This window comes from Synechocystis sp. PCC 6803 substr. PCC-P, assembly GCF_000284455.1.
GTDB lineage: Bacteria > Cyanobacteriota > Cyanobacteriia > Cyanobacteriales > Microcystaceae > Synechocystis.
In genome coordinates, this window is record NC_017039.1 from 3405967 (window position 1) to 3424271 (window position 18305).

General features: G+C 45.7%; 18 protein-coding genes and 1 riboswitch. Of the genes, 9 read left to right on the top strand and 9 right to left on the bottom strand.

Annotation, left to right across the window (positions count from 1 at the left end):
• The first annotated feature begins 32 nt into the window (after nt 1-32).
• Entirely contained in the window at nt 33-1301 is a 1269-nt protein-coding gene (gene stpA, locus SYNPCCP_RS15790) for a glucosylglycerol 3-phosphatase (protein WP_010874221.1), read from the top strand.
• 137 nt (nt 1302-1438) lie between these two features.
• Nucleotides 1439-2530 (top strand): ABC transporter ATP-binding protein, encoded by a 1092-nt coding sequence (locus SYNPCCP_RS15795; protein ID WP_010874222.1) that lies wholly within the window; start codon nt 1439-1441, stop codon nt 2528-2530.
• Here the strand turns inward: SYNPCCP_RS15795 and SYNPCCP_RS15800 are convergent.
• Complete coding sequence (locus SYNPCCP_RS15800; protein ID WP_010874223.1) at nt 2527-3753, bottom strand: family 10 glycosylhydrolase; 1227 nt, start codon at nt 3751-3753, stop codon at nt 2527-2529. The two genes, SYNPCCP_RS15795 and SYNPCCP_RS15800, sit on opposite strands and share 4 nt — an antisense overlap.
• Before the next feature lie 2 nt (nt 3754-3755).
• Nucleotides 3756-5345 carry a glycoside hydrolase family 57 protein gene (locus tag SYNPCCP_RS15805; protein WP_010874224.1) on the bottom strand — a complete coding sequence of 530 codons (1590 nt, stop codon included), beginning with the start codon at nt 5343-5345 and terminating at the stop codon, nt 3756-3758.
• Nucleotides 5346-5510: 165 nt separating this feature from the next.
• Here SYNPCCP_RS15805 and SYNPCCP_RS15810 point away from each other — a divergent pair, with 165 nt between their 5' ends.
• From SYNPCCP_RS15810 to bchN, 4 genes are all read left to right on the top strand, one after another.
• The gene (locus SYNPCCP_RS15810; protein WP_010874225.1) at nt 5511-6203 is read left to right on the top strand and encodes a hypothetical protein; all 693 of its coding nucleotides are present in this window, start codon (nt 5511-5513) and stop codon (nt 6201-6203) included.
• A 538-nt stretch (nt 6204-6741) separates the two neighbouring features.
• Nucleotides 6742-7602 (top strand): ferredoxin:protochlorophyllide reductase (ATP-dependent) iron-sulfur ATP-binding protein, encoded by an 861-nt coding sequence (bchL, locus tag SYNPCCP_RS15815; protein ID WP_041426077.1) that lies wholly within the window; start codon nt 6742-6744, stop codon nt 7600-7602.
• 241 nt (nt 7603-7843) lie between these two features.
• On the top strand, nt 7844-8080 hold the full coding sequence (locus SYNPCCP_RS17740; RefSeq protein ID WP_285891545.1) for an endonuclease domain-containing protein: 237 nt from the start codon (nt 7844-7846) through the stop codon (nt 8078-8080).
• A 39-nt stretch (nt 8081-8119) separates the two neighbouring features.
• The gene (gene bchN, locus SYNPCCP_RS15825; RefSeq protein WP_010874227.1) at nt 8120-9529 is read left to right on the top strand and encodes a ferredoxin:protochlorophyllide reductase (ATP-dependent) subunit N; all 1410 of its coding nucleotides are present in this window, start codon (nt 8120-8122) and stop codon (nt 9527-9529) included.
• 119 nt (nt 9530-9648) lie between these two features.
• Here the strand turns inward: bchN and SYNPCCP_RS15830 are convergent, their stop codons facing one another.
• Nucleotides 9649-10098 carry a DUF4278 domain-containing protein gene (locus tag SYNPCCP_RS15830; protein WP_010874228.1) on the bottom strand — a complete coding sequence of 150 codons (450 nt, stop codon included), beginning with the start codon at nt 10096-10098 and terminating at the stop codon, nt 9649-9651.
• Nucleotides 10099-10222: 124 nt separating this feature from the next.
• Between SYNPCCP_RS15830 and SYNPCCP_RS15835 the strand changes: the two genes are divergently transcribed.
• Entirely contained in the window at nt 10223-10969 is a 747-nt protein-coding gene (locus SYNPCCP_RS15835; RefSeq protein WP_010874229.1) for a tetratricopeptide repeat protein, read from the top strand.
• A gap of 124 nt (nt 10970-11093) precedes the next feature.
• Entirely contained in the window at nt 11094-12392 is a 1299-nt protein-coding gene (eno, locus tag SYNPCCP_RS15840) for a phosphopyruvate hydratase (protein ID WP_010874230.1), read from the top strand.
• A gap of 192 nt (nt 12393-12584) precedes the next feature.
• Here eno and SYNPCCP_RS15845 read toward each other — a convergent pair whose 3' ends face one another.
• Nucleotides 12585-13160 (bottom strand): carbonic anhydrase, encoded by a 576-nt coding sequence (locus tag SYNPCCP_RS15845; RefSeq protein WP_010874231.1) that lies wholly within the window; start codon nt 13158-13160, stop codon nt 12585-12587.
• 91 nt (nt 13161-13251) lie between these two features.
• A riboswitch (cyclic di-AMP (ydaO/yuaA leader) is annotated at nt 13252-13401 on the top strand.
• Nucleotides 13402-13709: 308 nt separating this feature from the next.
• Between SYNPCCP_RS15845 and SYNPCCP_RS15850 the strand changes: the two genes are divergently transcribed.
• On the top strand, nt 13710-15059 hold the full coding sequence (locus SYNPCCP_RS15850; RefSeq protein WP_010874232.1) for an ArsB/NhaD family transporter: 1350 nt from the start codon (nt 13710-13712) through the stop codon (nt 15057-15059).
• Nucleotides 15060-15071: 12 nt separating this feature from the next.
• Here the strand turns inward: SYNPCCP_RS15850 and SYNPCCP_RS15855 are convergent, their stop codons facing one another.
• From SYNPCCP_RS15855 to SYNPCCP_RS15875, 5 genes are all read right to left on the bottom strand, one after another.
• A complete protein-coding gene (locus tag SYNPCCP_RS15855; RefSeq protein ID WP_010874233.1) occupies nt 15072-15326 on the bottom strand; it encodes a DUF6737 family protein in 255 nt (84 codons plus the stop codon).
• Nucleotides 15327-15344: 18 nt separating this feature from the next.
• Nucleotides 15345-16202, bottom strand: a complete 858-nt coding sequence (locus SYNPCCP_RS15860; RefSeq protein WP_010874234.1) for a DNA adenine methylase — start codon at nt 16200-16202, stop codon at nt 15345-15347.
• A 13-nt stretch (nt 16203-16215) separates the two neighbouring features.
• Nucleotides 16216-17196 carry an acetyl-CoA carboxylase carboxyl transferase subunit alpha gene (gene accA, locus SYNPCCP_RS15865; protein ID WP_010874235.1) on the bottom strand — a complete coding sequence of 327 codons (981 nt, stop codon included), beginning with the start codon at nt 17194-17196 and terminating at the stop codon, nt 16216-16218.
• A gap of 255 nt (nt 17197-17451) precedes the next feature.
• Nucleotides 17452-17679 carry a type II toxin-antitoxin system HicA family toxin gene (locus SYNPCCP_RS15870; protein ID WP_020861921.1) on the bottom strand — a complete coding sequence of 76 codons (228 nt, stop codon included), beginning with the start codon at nt 17677-17679 and terminating at the stop codon, nt 17452-17454.
• On the bottom strand, nt 17672-17881 hold the full coding sequence (locus SYNPCCP_RS15875) for a type II toxin-antitoxin system HicB family antitoxin (RefSeq protein WP_020861920.1): 210 nt from the start codon (nt 17879-17881) through the stop codon (nt 17672-17674). The genes SYNPCCP_RS15870 and SYNPCCP_RS15875 overlap by 8 nt, the downstream gene beginning before the upstream one ends.
• Nucleotides 17882-18305 lie beyond the last annotated feature (424 nt).

Consider the following 18305-nt stretch of genomic DNA (forward strand, 5'->3'; position numbering starts at 1 on the left):
AGTCAAGATGCGAAAAATTAAGCAGATTAATAATGGTATTACACCAACAACGTTTCTCCCTCGACCATGGAGCTTTTTGTCAAACCTTAGCCCAAACTGAAAATTTACTCATTGTCCAAGACTTGGATGGGGTCTGCATGGAATTAGTGCAAGATCCCCTCAGTCGCCGCCTGGATGCCGATTATGTCCGGGCCACCACCCTGTTTGCTGAACATTTTTACGTGTTGACCAATGGGGAGCACGTGGGAAAAAGAGGAGTACAGGGCATTGTGGAACAATCCTTTGGGGATGCTTCCTTTGTGCAACAGGAAGGCCTATATTTGCCCGGTTTGGCGGCCGGGGGAGTGCAGTGGCAGGATCGCCATGGCAAAGTAAGTCATCCTGGAGTGGGGCAAACGGAGCTGGAGTTTTTAGCGGCGGTGCCCGAAAAAATCACTAATTGTTTAAAAACCTTTTTTGGCGATCGCCCCCATTCCCTATCCCCAGAGCAATTACAAACGGGCATTGAAGCTTCGGTTTTAGATAATGTGGCTTCCCCCACCGCCAATTTAAATACCTTGGCCAATCTGTTACAAGACTTTCCGCAAATTTACCGAGATTTGCAGGAAACCATGGCTCAATTATTGGATCAGTTGATGGCGGAAGCCGTTGCCCAGGGTTTGGGGAATAGTTTTTTTGTCCACTATGCTCCCAATTTAGGTAGGGATGAACGAGGTAAGGAAATTATTCGTTGGGCCAAAGCTGGGGATTCCGGCACCACCGATTTTCAATTTATGTTGCGGGGTGGGGTCAAAGAAGCCGGGGTTTTGGCTTTGCTAAATCGTTACTATCACAATCGGACAGGGCAATATCCTCTGGGAGAAAGTTTTAGTGCTCGCCAAGCGCCCCCATCCCACCAGGACTTGTTGCATTTGGTGAAAGCGCAATTTGATCCGGCCTTGATGCCGCTGATCATTGGAGTTGGGGATACGGTCACCAGTCAGGTGGATGAAGCTACCGGGGAAATTCGACGTGGCGGGAGCGATCGCCAATTTTTGCAATTAATCCAAGATTTGGGGGATTGGGGAAATCACGGTAACTTAGTGGTGTATGTGGACAGTTCCCAGGGGGAGGTGAAAAATCGCCAACCTCTACAACTAGAAACCGTGGCGGGGCAAACCCAAGTGGTGGCTGGCCCTGGGGATATGCGGGACAGGGAAGAGCCATTGAAGATCAATGTGGCTTTTCCTGGTGGCCATGACCAATATGTAGCGGCGTTTAAGCAGGCGGCCCAGCGCCGAAGAGTCCATTTTTCCCAGTAGTTATGGTGGTGAAGCCATTCTCCGTGGTCGAATTAAGTACCCATTAAGTACCTAATCTCCGGGTAGTATGAACGGGGTTACACCGGTTAGTTTTAACCGTTTGATTTTAATTTTTTGTTGTATCGTAATTTTTGCCTATGGCCAGTGTCAGTTTTGAACAGGTAACTAAACAGTTTGATGATTATGTTGCCGTTAATAACTTGAATTTGGAAATTGAGGACGGGGAGTTTTTAGTTTTTGTGGGGCCGTCTGGTTGCGGCAAAACTACCTCCCTACGACTTTTAGCCGGGCTGGAAACCGTTAGTCAAGGACAAATCTGCATTGGCGATCGCCGGGTGAATGAACTATCTCCCAAAGACCGGGACATTGCCATGGTATTCCAGTCCTATGCCCTCTATCCCCACATGAGTGTTTATGAAAATATGGCCTTTAGCCTCGACTTACAGGGCAAACCCAAAGAAGAAATTAGGCAAAGGGTCTGTAGCGCCGCTGAATTGTTGGGCATCGAAAAATTACTGCATCGTAAACCCAAGGAATTGTCGGGGGGACAGCGGCAACGGGTGGCAGTGGGGAGAGCCATTGTCCGTAAACCCTCTGTGTTTTTGATGGATGAACCCCTTTCTAATCTGGATGCCATGCTCCGGGTGCAAGCCCGCAAAGAAATCAGTAAACTCCATAGCGACCTGGCCACTACTTTCATTTACGTTACCCATGACCAGGTGGAAGCTATGACCATGGGCGATCGCATTGCTGTGATGAAGGATGGCATTTTGCAACAGGTGGACAGTCCAGCTAATTTGTACAATCAGCCCGCTAACCTATTTGTGGCTGGTTTCATTGGCAGTCCCGCCATGAACTTTTTTCAGGTGGAAAGATTAAGTCAGGAAGGAAAAGAAAAGCTGAGTTTGGACGGTGTTGTTTTACCAATGCCAGACAGTGTAGCCAAAAACGGCGATCGCCCCCTAACCCTCGGTATTCGCCCTGAAAATATTTACCATCCCCAATATTTGCCCTTGGAAATTGAACCCATGGAGTTGCCAGCCACAGTTAACCTAGTGGAAATGATGGGCAATGAATTAATTGTTTATGCCCAAACTCCTGCCGGTACAGAATTTGTGGCCCGCATTGACCCCAGGGTAAATATTAAGCAGAAAGACTCAGTTAAATTTGTGGTTGATACCCAACGTTTTTACTATTTTGACCGGGAAATGGAAACGGCGATCTTTTAAAATTTGTCGGCGTTAAGCTGTCGATATAATCTTTGCCACTGTTGCTTTAAACCGAAGGGATTGGGGCTAGTTTCTGCTTCCAAATTCCACAAACTTTCATAGAAAAAGAAGGCGGTGCCGGCAAAATTTTGATCGTCAACCCATTGAGCCTGTTGCTTAATTCTTGCTGAGGGAATAGAACGATTTTTTAGCCCGCTCAAAATGCCCACTACGACAGGAATTTCCTGCTTAGTTTGTTGCACTGAGGATTGTTGTAATTCCCCGGTAAAAGCGGCTTGTTTTTCCCGATAAACTTGTAGAACTAGCTCATTTATTACCTTTGCTTCATGCCAGGTTTGCCAATCTAGCAAAAAACAATTCTTGGAAAAAGTTTGGGGATTGGGGGAAATGGAAATGGTTAAATTTGGTTTTACCGCCTTTAAAATAGGCACTAAACTTTGCACATAACGACTAATTTTAGCCGATCGCCAATCGGTCCATTGTTGCCAAATAGGGTCGGAGCTAACGCAGTTTTGGTTGAGATCTAACTCAGGGACTGGGAGCGGTTCCTGTCCAGTTTCTTGGCGATAAAGTGCAACGGTAATGGGATCATAGCCAAAGCTGTAGGGATAGCCAAAATGATCATCTAATTGAATACCATCCACATCGTAGCGACGGACTAAATCCACTAAAAGAGCAGTAATTAATTGTTGCACTTCGGGATGGAGCGGATTTAACCAGACCCTCGGTATAGTGCCCCCTTCCAACCAAATAGTTTCTCCTTGGGAATTAGTAGTTAACCAATGGGGATGGGCTTTAACCCAATCACTCTCTGCCGGGGCCATAAAACCAAATTCAAACCAGGGGATAACCCGCAAAGATTTTTCTTTAGCTAAGTTAATTACCTCCCCTAACATATCCCGATCTCCTAATTTTTCATCTTGCTTTTTTCCTAACCATTGTTGGGCCACCGCACTGGGATAAAGGGTATGGCCATCATTCCACACCGTCGGATAAAGGGTATTGAAATTAGTACTCTTCAGATCGGCGATCGCCGTTTTTAATTGGACTGGATCATAAAGAACATTACTGTCCACATTGGTTAACCAAACTCCTCGAATTTTGTTAGGAGAAGCTGAGGAATTCTGCCCAAGGAAAACCGTTGTCAGAACAACCAATAGGGCAACCAATAAAACTAGTAACCGCCACAATTTCCCACCGAGATAATGCCAGGGAGTCCACATTTTTACAGAGGACGGTAAACTCGATAGTCAATCTTGGGGAAAATATTGTCCATAACTTCAACCTTTTCTAGCCAACCCGCATCCACTTTATTGGCTCGAATATCATCAAACAGTTTATCGAAGCGCAACAGATGGGAACGGGTACGACGCACCGCATAGGGCACCATAGTTCCTGTCCGCATAATAAATGCCCAGTCGGAGGATTGGGCCAACAGCAATTCCCGGGCGGCCTGGTTCAATGCTTTTTCTTCTAGTTCATCCACCGCTTCCCGATGGCTTAATTCAATCATGCGCTCAGCAGCTTTATGCAAATGGGGATAAATCCAAGCATTGGTATCGTTAAGCCAATATTCATGGAAACCTTTATAGCCCCAACTAGACTGGGAAGGACGACAAACCTGTTGGTGAGGATTTCCCCGCAGATAATCGGCCAGATGGGTCATCTCAAACGTGTCTTGATCAAACCAAGATTTACGGAATAAATAATCAATAAACCACGGGCCTTCGTACCACCAATGCCCAAATAATTCCGCATCGTAGGGGGACACTACTAACGGCGGCCGACCCATAATGCCCGATAGATGACCGACCTGTTGTTGACGGTTATACATGAAATTCGAGGCGTGTTCAGCAGCCTTTTCTTTAGCCCAGTAAGGATCGTACCAAGCCTTTTCCGATAACCCCCCATCTCGACTGGTGATTTTGTGATACTTGATGCCAATATTTTTCCGTTGCCCGTTGGGCATGATATAGGGCTTGATGTACTCATACTCCGCTTCCCAGCCCAAATCTTTATAAAACTCTCGATAAACCGGATCCCCCGGATAGCCTACCTGGGAAGACCATACCTGTTGGGAAGATTCGTGATCCCGGCCAAAGGCCGCTACTCCAGTTTCTGTAAAAATGGGAGCATAAGTGCCAAATTTTGGTCTCGGACGGGCGTATAAAATGCCATGGCCATCTACCAAGAAGTAGCGCAGACCCGCATCGGCCAGCATTCTTTCCACCCCTTCGTAATAAGCACACTCCGGTAACCAAATGCCCTTTGGCGATCGCCCGAAGTTTTCTTCGTAATGCTCACAAGCCACTTTAATTTGGGCCCACACCGCCTGAGGATACATTTTCATCAAAGGAAAATATCCGTGGGTGGCACCACAGGTAATAATTTCTAAATTATTACTATCTTGAAATTGTTTAAAAGCAGTTACTAAATCACCGTCGTAACGTTCCCAAGTTTCCCGAATGGCGGCAAATTCTTTGGCGTAAAAATCAGCTAAATATTGTAGATGGCCGTTATGTTCATTGCGAACAATTTCCTTTGCTAATAATTCCTGCAACAGAGATAAATGGGCTTCGTAACGTTGTTGCAATAGGGGATCCCGGAGCATGGAAACCAACGGCGGCGTCATGCTCATGGTAATTTTAAAATCTACTCCATCCCGCTTCAAACCTTCAAATACATGGATGAGGGGAATATAAGTTTCTGTGATGGCTTCGTATAACCATTCCTCCTCCAAAACGTAATCGCTTTCTGGGTGCCGAACGAAGGGAAGATGGGCGTGGAGGACAAGGGCAACATAGCCAAGAGCCATAGGAGTTACGCACCTGATGCGGGATAGTACAAAGTTAGCGGCTAACTTGTAGCCAATCTTATCAAAATATGGCCCGGGAAAACTTTGCCTCAGATGGCGGGGATCGAGGGGATCACTTAGCCAAGCTAGATATAATACAGCCCATAGCCTATTGCTTCCCCTGCCATGCTCATTCCCCTTACCCAAGAAACCTTCGACCAAGTGGTACCTGTTATTGCCACTGGTGCCCAGTATTCCTATGCCTGGGGTAAGGTTTATAACCTTTTGGCCAGATTACTTATTTCCCTATTAATTGTGGTTTCCATTTGGATTGTGGGTCTAATTTTTGGCCACGGAGCCCAAGGAGTGGAATTGGTTTGCTTCATTATCGGTGGCATGTATTGGCTTTGGTGCCCCGTTTATGTGGCCAGTGTCCGCAATAGACAGTACCGTCGTTTTCCCTATGTGGGTTTTTGGCGGGGGGAAGTGTTGGATATTTTTATTACCGAAGAGGTGATTAATGAAACCCAGCAGGCGGATCAGTTTGGTCGCTTAGTGGTGGTGGAAAATATTGAGCGACGCATTAACCTAGAAGTTGGCGATCGCCAGGGATTTACAGCGGTGGTCCAAGCTCCGGTGCAAAAAACTTACAAAGCGATTCGGCCGGGCATGGTGGCGGAGATGTTGTTATTCTCCAAAAACGCCGAATTGGAACGGGTGGATAAACTCAGCGACCTCCATCTACCGGAACTGGATTTGTGGGTGGGGGATTATCCAGTGGTGCGTCGAGATATTTTTCGGGATATTAGTAATGAGTTTGGTTCCCCAATTCCCCGCCGCCGCCGTCAACCAACTCCCTCTTCCCGCCGCCTTCGTTAAGTTTGATTGCGCAATTATGCTAATTTCCCGCTGTTTGGCAAAAATTCACATTTATTCATCTTTCCTTGGTCTTTTCTGGTCAATCGGTCATTTTCTCAGTTGCAACTCTGGTCGTAACCACGGCAATCGGACAAAATCTAGTTAGTTCACTGACTGCTTATTTTCGCCTACTAATTTCTGCATAGCTCTGCCAGTAAGAGTTTAAAGTCTAATTCTTTTTAGTACAACTCTCATTTTTGTCTTAATCCCATCTTTGGCGATCGCCATAAGTAACTATACCCAGACAAGTTATTTTATTTTTGTCTCAATTTAATAAAAATAAAAACACAAAATTTGTTTTTAGGCGTTTTAAAGACTAGAAGCAGTTTTAAAAGCAATTAAAACGAATTTAAGTTTTAAAAATAAGATTTAAGCCAGATTAATACCCCAAACTATTTCTCCAAGACCCCAAACCTCGTTAATAATGCGATCAGCGCAGCGGAGACCACACAACCCTGAGCATTCCCCCAGAGCATTTTTAGGAGCAACTCCCTTGACACTGACACTTGCGGTATACGGCAAAGGCGGCATTGGTAAATCCACCACCAGTTGCAACATCTCCACAGCATTGGCAAAACGAGGCAAAAAAGTTCTCCAAATTGGTTGTGATCCCAAACATGACAGCACCTTTACCCTGACTGGCTTTCTCATCCCCACCATCATCGACACCTTGCAGGAAAAGGATTTCCACTACGAAGACATCTGGCCCGAGGATGTAATTTACAAAGGTTATGCCGGGGTGGATTGCGTCGAAGCTGGTGGACCTCCTGCTGGAGCTGGTTGTGGCGGTTATGTGGTGGGGGAAACAGTGAAATTGCTGAAGGAACTCAACGCCTTTGACGAGTACGACGTGATTCTGTTTGACGTGTTAGGGGACGTAGTTTGTGGTGGTTTTGCCGCCCCGTTAAACTATGCCGACTATTGTTTGATTGTTACAGACAACGGTTTTGATGCTTTGTTTGCTGCCAACCGCATCGCTGCTTCCGTGCGGGAAAAAGCCCGTACCCACAGCCTCCGCCTCGCTGGTTTGATTGGCAATCGCACTTCCAAACGGGACTTGATTGATAAATATATTGAAGCCGTACCCATGCCGGTATTGGAAATTTTGCCCCTAATTGAAGATATTCGGGTTTCCCGGGTGAAAGGCAAAACTTTGTTTGAAATGGCCGAGTCCGACCCTTCCCTAAACTATGTTTGTGATTATTATCTGAACATTGCCGATCAAATTTTGTCCCAACCGGAAGGGGTAGTGCCCAAAGATGCCCAGGATCGGGATCTATTCAGTTTGCTGTCTGATTTCTACCTCAATCCCACCCAGCCTGCTAGCCAAACCAAAGAATTGGATTTGATGATGGTTTAGGTCTAACCCCCTAAATCCCCCAATACTGGGGGACTTAGAATTAGATTTCTCTCGCATATTTCTTGAGGCTACGTTTAACTTATTTCCCATGAAGAATTCCCATAGAATTCGTGGAACTACAAAAGAAATTGAGCAAGCGGCTCGTCTTTTAAGAAAAAATATGACGATGGCAGAGAATATTTTGTGAGAGGAATTACGAAATCGCCAAATTTTAGGCTTTAAATTTCGTCGCCAGCATCCTATTGGTAATTTCATTGTTGACTTTTATTGTCCACAATTAAAATTAATCATAGAGGTGGATGGAAGTATTCATGATAACCAACGGGAATACGATCAATGTCGATCTGAAAAACTCAAAGAATTTGTTCATTATGTTTTACGATTTACCAACGATCAAGTTATTGATAATTTACCAAAAGTTTTAGAAAAAATTACTCAGACAACACAAACTCTACTCCCCCCAGTATTGGGGGGTTAGGAAGGCAAAATAAAAACTATACCTAGGAGAACCTAAACTATGACTGTTGCTCAACAAGCCCCTTCTGCCCTTAACTTTGACTGTGAAACCGGCAACTACCATACCTTTTGTCCCATTAGTTGCGTATCTTGGCTTTATCAAAAAATTGAGGATAGTTTTTTCCTCGTTATTGGTACTAAAACCTGTGGTTATTTCCTACAAAATGCCATGGGGGTAATGATTTTTGCCGAACCTCGTTACGCCATGGCCGAGTTAGAAGAAGGAGACATTTCTGCCCAGTTAAAAGACTATGAAGAACTGAAACGACTTTGCCTACAAATTAAGCGCGATCGTAACCCCAGTGTGATCGTCTGGATTGGTACCTGCACCACTGAAATTATCAAAATGGACCTGGAAGGTTTGGCTCCCCAGTTGGAAGCGGAAATTGGCATCCCCATCGTTACTGCCCGAGCCAATGGTTTAGATTATGCTTTCACCCAAGGGGAAGATACGGTGCTGGCTTCCATGGCCCATAAATGCCCTACTTCAGCCCAGGTGCAAGGGGAAGATAAGGAAGAACGCAACGCCATTCAAAAATTATTGACCTTTGGTCGTAAAGCTGACCAGGAAAAAGTTGAATCGGAATATGTGGATCATCAACCGCTAGTTTTGTTTGGTTCTCTGCCCGATCCAGTGGTAACAAATTTAACGTTAGAGTTGAAGAAACAGGGAGTGAAAGTATCTGGTTGGTTGCCCGCCAAACGCTATACGGAATTGCCGGTGATTGATGAGGGTTATTATGTGGCCGGGGTTAATCCTTTTCTGAGTCGTACCGCAACTACTTTGATGCGTCGCCGTAAATGTAAATTAATTGGCGCTCCATTTCCTATTGGTCCCGATGGCACCAGAGCTTGGATTGAAAAAATCTGTTCTGTACTGGGTATTGAACCCCAGGGTTTGGAGGAACGGGAAGCTCAAATTTGGGCAAGTTTAGAAGATTATATCCAGTTAATTCGCGGTAAATCTGTGTTTTTTATGGGGGATAATTTGCTGGAAGTTTCCCTAGCTCGTTTCCTCATTCGCTGTGGCATGACCTGCCCAGAAATTGGCATTCCCTATATGGATAAACGTTACCAGGCGGCGGAGTTGGCCTTGCTGGAAAAAACCTGCTCTGACATGGGAGTTCCCTTGCCAAATATTGTGGAAAAGCCAGACAACTACAATCAGATTCAACGGATTAAAGCTCTGCAACCGGATTTAGTCATTACCGGCATGGCCCACGCTAATCCCTTGGAAGCTCAGGGCATTAACACCAAATGGTCGGTGGAATTTACCTTTGCCCAAATTCACGGTTTTACCAATGCTCGGGATATTTTGGAATTAGCAACCCGTCCGTTGCGTCGTAACTCCCAATTAGGAGAATTAGGCTGGGATAAGTTGATTGCTAAAGACGTTCCTGCTCAGGTTTAAGTTCTAATTAGCTTCGGACTATTCTACATAGGAATAAACCATTGTCTCAGCAGGTTGAATGGCGATCGCCTGGGGCAATGGATTTCTTTAGAGATTTCAGCTATTGCCCAAAAAGCTTATTAGTCTTGGGTTTTAGTTCCTATATCAACGCCACGGTATTTGATTGCTTTTCCTTTTACTTCGTTATTCTGGGCCGTATGTGTTCCAGAAGATTCATAGTCGATTCCCCGATAACATTTACTTATTTTCTCAGTTTTCTCGATGGGAACTGTTGATTTGGGCGATTCGTAACTAATGCCACGGTAATGAAGCTCTGTATCCTTACTGTCGATAATTTGAGTATTGGGAAGATTATTTTTACTGTCAAAGCTTTGCCATAAAGGCCCAACTACAATGGCCGCCAGTATCAGCAAGATAACTTTGATTTCCCAGGGAGCCAAGAGTAAACTTGCCAATAGATTCGCAACGGCAAAAATTACTGCCAGATGGGCAATATCATGGCGAGAACCCCACGCTTTATAACCAACTATTAAGCCGATAGTCAGGGGTAGTAAAAAGGTAAATTCCATAGCTTTGCTTGATCACTTTTGCTATCTTTGATATCTTTGGCACAGTTCCCAATCCATTTTCTCTTCCTTTGTTTACCGGCTATGTATGTTGCAATACTTTTTAGCCTGATCTTGCCTATACCCAATGAAAGTTAATTTAGGCAATTGCTTCTGCCTTAGTTTAAGTCAAAAAAAATTTCCGTTGCCCTTGGCTAGCCTATTGGTCAATGTCCCTTTGGCCTTGATGGTCGCCCTAGGAATGAATTTAGCCTTAGAGCGGCCTGGAGTAACTGGGGAGATGGTGGTGCTGGAATCGCCCATAGCACCGGAGGCCATCTTTGCCCAGGGGGTTAAAGCTGGGGAAGCAGGCAATTATGCCGAAGCAGTGGAGTTATTTTCCGTTGTACTCAACCTGAGCCCAGACTCACCGGAAACCCACTATAACCGTGGTTTGGCTTGGGAGAGACTAGGTAACGTAGACCAAGCGATCGCCGACTATGGCCGCAGTATTGCCCTAGACCGTTATTACATTCCCCCCTACATCAACCGGGGCAATCTTTATAGCCAACAGCAGGATCACCACACAGCTATCCAGGACTTTACCCAGGCCATCACCTACGACCCGAATCGCTATAAGGCTTATTACAATCGGGCCAATAGTTATTTCCAACTGGGACAATACGCCCAGGCGATCGCCGACTATAACCGGGTGCTGGTCCTCAGGCCGGACTACATCAACGCCATTTATAACCGGGGTTTGGCCCACTTCCAAGCCGGACAGCTAGACAGTTCCCGTCAAGATTTGTTGTTTTCTGCCCAGGCCTATCTCAACCGTGGCGATCGCCGTAGTTACCTGGAGGCCCTGGACCAAATGAGTGAGTTAGGACTGTAACTTTTGCCAACGGAGGTCACAGAGCGACAACTTTCCCCCCGTATCCAGGGCAGAAATACCGGAGAGGGGAAGGGGATGCCCCTATAATTATGGCTGTCAACTGTGTTTGGAGCATTACACACCGATGTTAAGTAAAGTCCCCGCCACCATTGAAGAAATCGCCGCCCGGGAAATTTTAGACTCCAGGGGTCGCCCCACCATCGAAGCGGAAGTCCGGCTGGAAAGTGGGGCCCACGGCATTGCCCAGGTGCCCAGTGGTGCTTCCACAGGCAGTTTTGAAGCCCATGAATTGCGGGACGGAGACCCCAAACGCTATGACGGGAAAGGGGTAGAAAAAGCAGTACGGAACGTGACAGAAAAAATTGCCCCGGTGGTGGAAGGCCTGGATGCCTTCGATCAAATGGCGGTGGATCAGGCCATGATTGACCGGGATGGAACGGACAATAAAAAAGAATTGGGGGCCAATGCCATTTTGGGGGTTTCTTTAGCCACCGCTAAGGCCGCCGCCGCTGAGCTAGCCATTCCCCTCTACCGCTACCTGGGAGGCCCCCTGGCTAACGTACTGCCGGTACCGATGATGAACGTGATTAACGGTGGGGCCCATGCCGACAATAACGTCGATTTTCAGGAATTCATGATCATGCCGGTGGGGGCAGAAACCTTTAAAGAAGCTCTGCGCTGGGGGGCGGAAGTTTTCGCTGTGTTGGGCAAAGTGTTGAAAGAACGAAAACTGCTCTCCGGTGGGGTGGGGGACGAAGGGGGTTATGCTCCCAATTTGACCTCGAATCAACAGGCCCTAGATATTCTCATCGAGGCGATTGAACAAGCTGGTTACAAACCCGGTAGTCAAATTGCCTTGGCCATGGACATTGCCGCCAGTGAATTTTTCAAAAATGGTCAGTATGAATACGACGGTGGTTCCCATTCTCCCCAGGAATTCATCGACTATCAGGCCAAGCTAGTGAGTCAATATCCCATTGTCTCCATTGAAGACGGTTTGCACGAAGACGATTGGGAAAGTTGGAAGGGTTTAACCACTTCCCTGGGCACCAAAACCCAGTTGGTGGGGGATGACTTGATGGTGACCAACCCGGTGCGTCTGCAAAAATCCATTGATTTGGGAGTTGCCAACGCCATTTTGATCAAACTCAATCAAATCGGCACTTTGAGCGAAACTTTAGAGACCATTTCCCTAGCTACTCGCCATAGTTACCGTTCTGTTATTTCCCATCGCTCCGGTGAAACGGAGGACACCACGATCGCCGACTTGGCCGTGGCCACCAGGGTAGGGCAAATTAAAACCGGTTCCCTTTGTCGTTCTGAGCGGGTTGCTAAATATAACCGTTTACTCCGCATTGAAGATGAACTTGGCGATCGGGCCGTTTATGCCCCTAAAATTGGCCTGGGTCCCAAACATTCTTAAAAAGTGTTTTAAAGTTCCCCTAGCCCAAGGGTTGGGGTTACTTCGGGAGATAATCAAACCATTGCCAACAGGTTCTTTTGGTTAGGTTGTTGCTTAGGATTGTCTAAAATTCCTCAGTTTTTTATTCAAGACTTAATTTTTCCCATGGTTACCCTACCGGTGAACTGTGGGAATTTTTATGCCTAACCCGTTCTAAGCCAAGGAAGCAATGACCTTAACTTGCCCTGTGAGGTCAACAAAATACAATTCCACGATTAAATCGGGGTAGCGCTCCCGGATTTGTGCCTCAGCTTGGTGTAAATAACCAGCATGGAAATTTTCCTCCGCCTGGCGATCGCCAAAGGGTTGGGCATGAACTTTAGCATAGGCTCCACAATCTTGGTGATCAAAAATAATTACCCTATTAATGTTGTGTAACTGCTTGGATAGGGCCAGTTGATCCCAAAAGGTCTCTGCTTCAGCAGGATGGGGAAAACCAGTCAAAGCCAGGGAAGCTCCAGCCAAAGCCACCCAATCATAGGCCTGGTCTAAATTTTGCTCGTTTAAAAAAGAGCGTTGATAATTAAGGAAACGAAAATCAATACAACTAAGCACTAACGCCTGAGCTTGGAATAAATTTTTCAGGACGGGGGAATTATCCATGGAAGGGAAACCAGCTAGTAAACCACTGGCCATCAAACCCCGGAGAAAATGACGACGGGAGAAAGCATGGATTGGTGGGCAACAGCTACAGGGAGAATAATCAGGCAAATTAACTGGTTTGGCCATAACGAAGAAGCATGGGGAAGGAGATGATTGACGCTTGTGCTAGAATCAAACGTCAATAGATAACAGTAACAAGTCAGCCTAATTTTTATTTCTTCAATACGCCCTGAATTTTCTGAACGGTGGCGTGGAGGGAACAGAAAGCGGGGGAACCAATTCTGGGGCTTATTTCTAAGTAAATTAGAAAGGAAAAACTCTCATTTCTAGCCCGTCAGCTAACCCCGTAGGCATTGAGGGAGGACTAATAAATCATCATTGTTTAACGATGTTTTGACTTTATTCAGGAACTCAGCTACAGACGCGACTGTTATTTCATCCTGTTCTAAATAAAGTTGAGATTGATGATGGAAGAATCTTTTCATTAATTTTTGTTCATATTTGCCACTGGCTGGGGAAAAGTTTTTGACTCCTCGTTTTGTGCCAGTTACAGCCTAGTTATGTCGTGGCCTAGTTTTTTGTGGACTAAAAACCATGGCTACTGCCTTTGGGCTAATTCTTTTGCAATTTTTACTTAATCACGGCTTAGTTTAATTTTAATCTTCCGGAGGTTTTATGGTAGCTAATCTGCCTGCTTTATTCTCCCTAGGAGTTTTTGTCGGCGTTATTCTCCTAATCATGTCCGAGAAAATCCACCTTACCATAGCGGCTTTTTTAGGGGCATTAATCCTAGTTTTTACCCATGTAATTACCCTCAAGGAGGGCATTGATTACATCAGTCAGAGTTATGCCACCTTAGCATTATTTTTTGGCGTAATGGTCTTGGTTAGATCCTTTGAGCCGACTAAAATTTTTGAGTATTTAGCCACCCAAATGGTGCTGCTGGCTAAGGGAAGTGGCAAACTTCTCATGTTAGGGGTAATTGCGATTACGACTCCCATCTGTGCGGTGTTGCCCAATGCCACCACCGTTATGTTGTTAGCGCCCTTAATTCCCCCCTTAGCCCAGGAAATTGGTGTAGATTTTGTGCCTATCTTGATTCTGATGGTCTTTGTAGCTAACAGTGCTGGGTTATTAACATTGGTGGGGGATCCCGCCACCTTTATTGTCGGTGATGCCATTAATATTAGTTTTAATGATTATTTATTTAAGCTCAGCTTCATGGGAGTTTTAGCCATTGTTAGCATTGTGGTTATTACTCCTTTTTTGTTCCGACATATTTGGCGCAGTCGTTTCACTCATTTAGAGGATTTACCCCATCCTCAAATCAACCACCCGAAGGTATTAATGGCGGGGGGGGTTATTATCACTTTAGTGCTGATTTTTTTCGTTATTGGAGAAAGTCTGCCCGTTCCTATTCCGCCGGCCTCAGTAGCTTTGATGGGAGCTTGTTTGGCATTACTCCTCGCTAGCCAGAGCAAAATTGACACTGTCCATAATATTTTACGGGACGTGGATTGGAGCACTCTCATCTTTTTTATGTCTATCTTTGTCATTATTGGCTCTTTAGAAAAAACCGGAGTGACCGCGTCCCTTGCCCAACTTTTGGCAGTGGTGGTGGGACAAAATATCGCCTTTGGGGCGATTGTTTTAGTATTTACAGTGGGGTTGTTATCCAGTGTGGTGCCCAATATTCCCCTAGTAGTGGCCATGGTGCCCCTGCTCAAGCAATATGTGGTCAATATCGGCTTTGCCGGACCAGAAATATTGGGTGCAAACTTTGATGGACAATTGCCGGCGGAGGTATTGCCTTTGTTTTATGCCATGATGTTTGGCGCTACCCTGGGGGGCAATGGCACTTTGGTGGGAGCTTCTTCTAATATTGTGGCGGCGGGCATTTCCGAACAACACGGCCGACCAATTTCTTTCCATCGTTTTCTCCGCTATGGTTTGCCGGTGATGGCGGTGCAGTTGGTGGTAGCGGCTTTATTTGTGGCTTGGTTAATGTTTACCCAACAGGGTTAAAAATAAGAAAGCTTAATTGGACTTTGCCTGGGAATTGGGTGAATGATCTAGCTCCATGGCGATCGCCTGACGCACCAAACGGGGATAGGCCAGGAGAAAGTACCACCACCAGAGGGCAATGGCAGCGGCCACAGGTAAGGACAACCACCATCGGTGGAACAGCAACCAACTAGAGGCAATAATTACTGACCCAGTGAGCAAAATTGTCCAAGGCTGACACCAACGGGGCTTATCTGACCAAACGTTATAACCTTCAGGATTACTCATGTTTTTTTTCGATTAATTTTAATAATTTTTGATCATTAACTCTTTACCTTTGGAAGCTTTGTCTTGTTTGTAATTGTTCATCCCATATTGTAAATCCCATTCAATAATCTGGGCAAAACTAAATAATTTTCTGATTTCCTCGGAATCATCATAGGTAATCAGCCATTTATGAGAACAATTTTCCATCACTTCAGCAAATCTTTGATGACCAAAAGAAGTGTGTAAATCCCCCTTTTTACCATAGAGTTTCGATTTAGTCGCGCTCAGATAGGGAGGATCAAGAAAAATAAACACGTTCTCTCCTGGCTGTTCAATTAATTGTTGATAATCCCCATTGGTAACAGTCGTATTAGCTAACATTGTTCCCAGAGTTTTTAATCTATCAATGGAAGAATCGGTAAAACGTTTTTCAAACGCCTGTTGAGAATAGCCTCCAGATTCCACCGTGCCAGAAAAAGTAATGCGATTCAGCACAAAAAAACGCACTGCCCGCTGGAATTCGTCCAACTCTAACCCTTCTTTTGTTAAGTTGGCAAAAAGTTCTCTCCCGTCGGTTTGGTGTTGTTTAATTACTGTGACTGCATCAGTTAGCCGTTCAATTTCCTCCTGGGCGTATTTCCAGAAACAATATAAATCAAAATTTAAGTCGTTAATCCAATACTTATTAATGTGCTGACCAAAAATTTGCTTGATGGCTAAAAAGACAGAGCCTCCACCGATAAAAGGTTCCCGATACTCTTTGATTTGAGTAGGAACATGGGGCAAAATTTGTCTCAGGGCTTTGGATTTTCCGCCGGGATAACGGAGAGGACTTTTAACTTGGTCCCCTTTGGGCGCAGAATTTGCTGATTTATTTATTTCCCCGGTTTCCTCCATAGTTCTATTCGTCTTACACCGCCGTTTCTAAAAATTGACCCAAATGCCGGAATTTGTCGTACCGCAATTGTTTGCGTTCCTGGGGAGTTAATTGAGCCAAGGTATTGAGATGGAACAATAAAGCTTCCTTCAACTTAGCAGCGGCTCCCAATGGATTGGCGTGGGCGGCCCCCTTCGGCTCGGGAATAATCCCATCAATGATTTGTAACTTCGCTAAATCATCGGCGGTAATTTTCAAGGCGATCGCCGCTTTGTCGGACTTTTTCGCATCCTTCCAAAGAATAGCCGCACAGGCCTCTGGAGTAGCCACGGTGTACACCGCATTTTCCAGCATCAATACCCGATCGCCAACGCCAATACCCAATGCACCCCCGGAGCCCCCCTCCCCGATCACTGTGCAGAGAATGGGGACATCTAACCGAAACATTTCCCGCAAATTAACGGCGATCGCCTCCCCTTGGCCCAACTTTTCTGCATCGATGCCGGCCCAAGCTCCAGGGGTATCAATAAAAGTAATAATAGGCATACCAAAACGATCAGCGTGTTCCATCAACCGCAGAGCCTTCCGGTAACCATTGGGGGCCGCCATACCAAAATTGCGAGCCACATTATCCTTGGTATCCCTTCCCTTTTGATGGCCCATAATCACCACAGGTCGAGTCCCCAAGCGGGCCACTCCCCCCACCAAAGCCGGATCGTCATAACCTCCTCGATCGCCGTGCATTTCAAACCAATCATCCGCAATGGCTTGGATATAATCCAACGTACTAGGACGGCGGGGATGGCGGGCCAACTGTAACCGCTGGGAAGGATTGAGATTGCTAAAAATTTCCTGACGCAACTGTTCAGCCCGACTTTCTAGTTGACTGAGCTGTTCGGACACGTCCACATTTTTTTCCTCGGCTAGTTCCCGGATTTGATTGATTTTTTCCTCTAGCTCATAGAGGGGCTTTTCAAAATCCAGCAGAAAAACACGACGCTCACTTTTACTCATAACTAGGGATGGATTAGCCGGGCTAAGGGTGAAGGATTTTTCCAGCGTATCAAAAAGCCGTGACTTTACCTAAATCGACCAGCATTGAAATTATTCTCAAGACGAGAAAAGACTACTTCGGTCATCACCGTGGTAGTCGTCGCATTTAGCAATGGTTAATTTGGCTCTATCTAGCACCACCCAGGGACAAATGAAAGACCCAATCGGAGCACGCTGCAGGGTATGCACAACCCATTTCTAGATTAACAAGGCATCTCAAAGCTGCCCAATAAATTCATTGACGGAAACTCTGGCTTGCTTGAGAACGCCACTTAAAGTACCCACCTTTAGTTCTCGATGCAAAGGGACAACACAGCCAATATTTCCCTCAGTTGTTACTTTTTGCATCACCACATGGCTCCCCGTTTGTCGAACCACTTCAAATCCCAGTTTTTCAAGCACTCGAATTACTTCTCGACTAGAGATTCGCGGTAACTTAGGCATAACTCACTTCAATACTCGTTACAAATCTAGGTGATGTTTCCGGCAGTGGGAATTCCTGAAGATAGAGTTGCGTTGCTTCTTGTAGTCCTGCTATGGCCTGTTCGATGGTTTCTCCCTGATCGACTGTGCCTACTTCTGGGCACTCCGCAATGTACATCTCCTCTTCCTTATAGATAATTGCGGTAAAAGTACGATTCTTCATGCTGACTCTACCCTGATAATTTTTTTATAAACGTTATCATGATTTCCCCTTGGTGTTTCAGGGTCAACGGAGCAAGCCAAGTCCTTGCCAATTAGCCGGGCTAAGGGTGATGGATTTTTCCAGCGTATCAAAAAGCTGTGACTTTAATGCCGTCGTTGAGCCAACCTACTGGAGGGAAACCCCCAGGCTGGCCATAAACCCCATCGCCCAGAAAGACTGGCTCAGCCTGGCTTGGCCCGTTGTCAATGCCATGTAAAACAGGGGGCGAACCGCACTAAAAAGTAAAGCTAAAGATAAACAAAAGATTAAGGTCAAAAGCGTGACATTGCCGGTATGCCATCCGTAAAATAGGGGAGATTGTATTTTTTGTTACGGTTATACGGTTTTTCCCCCTTCCCTTAGACAGATTTTGCCCCTAAATTGT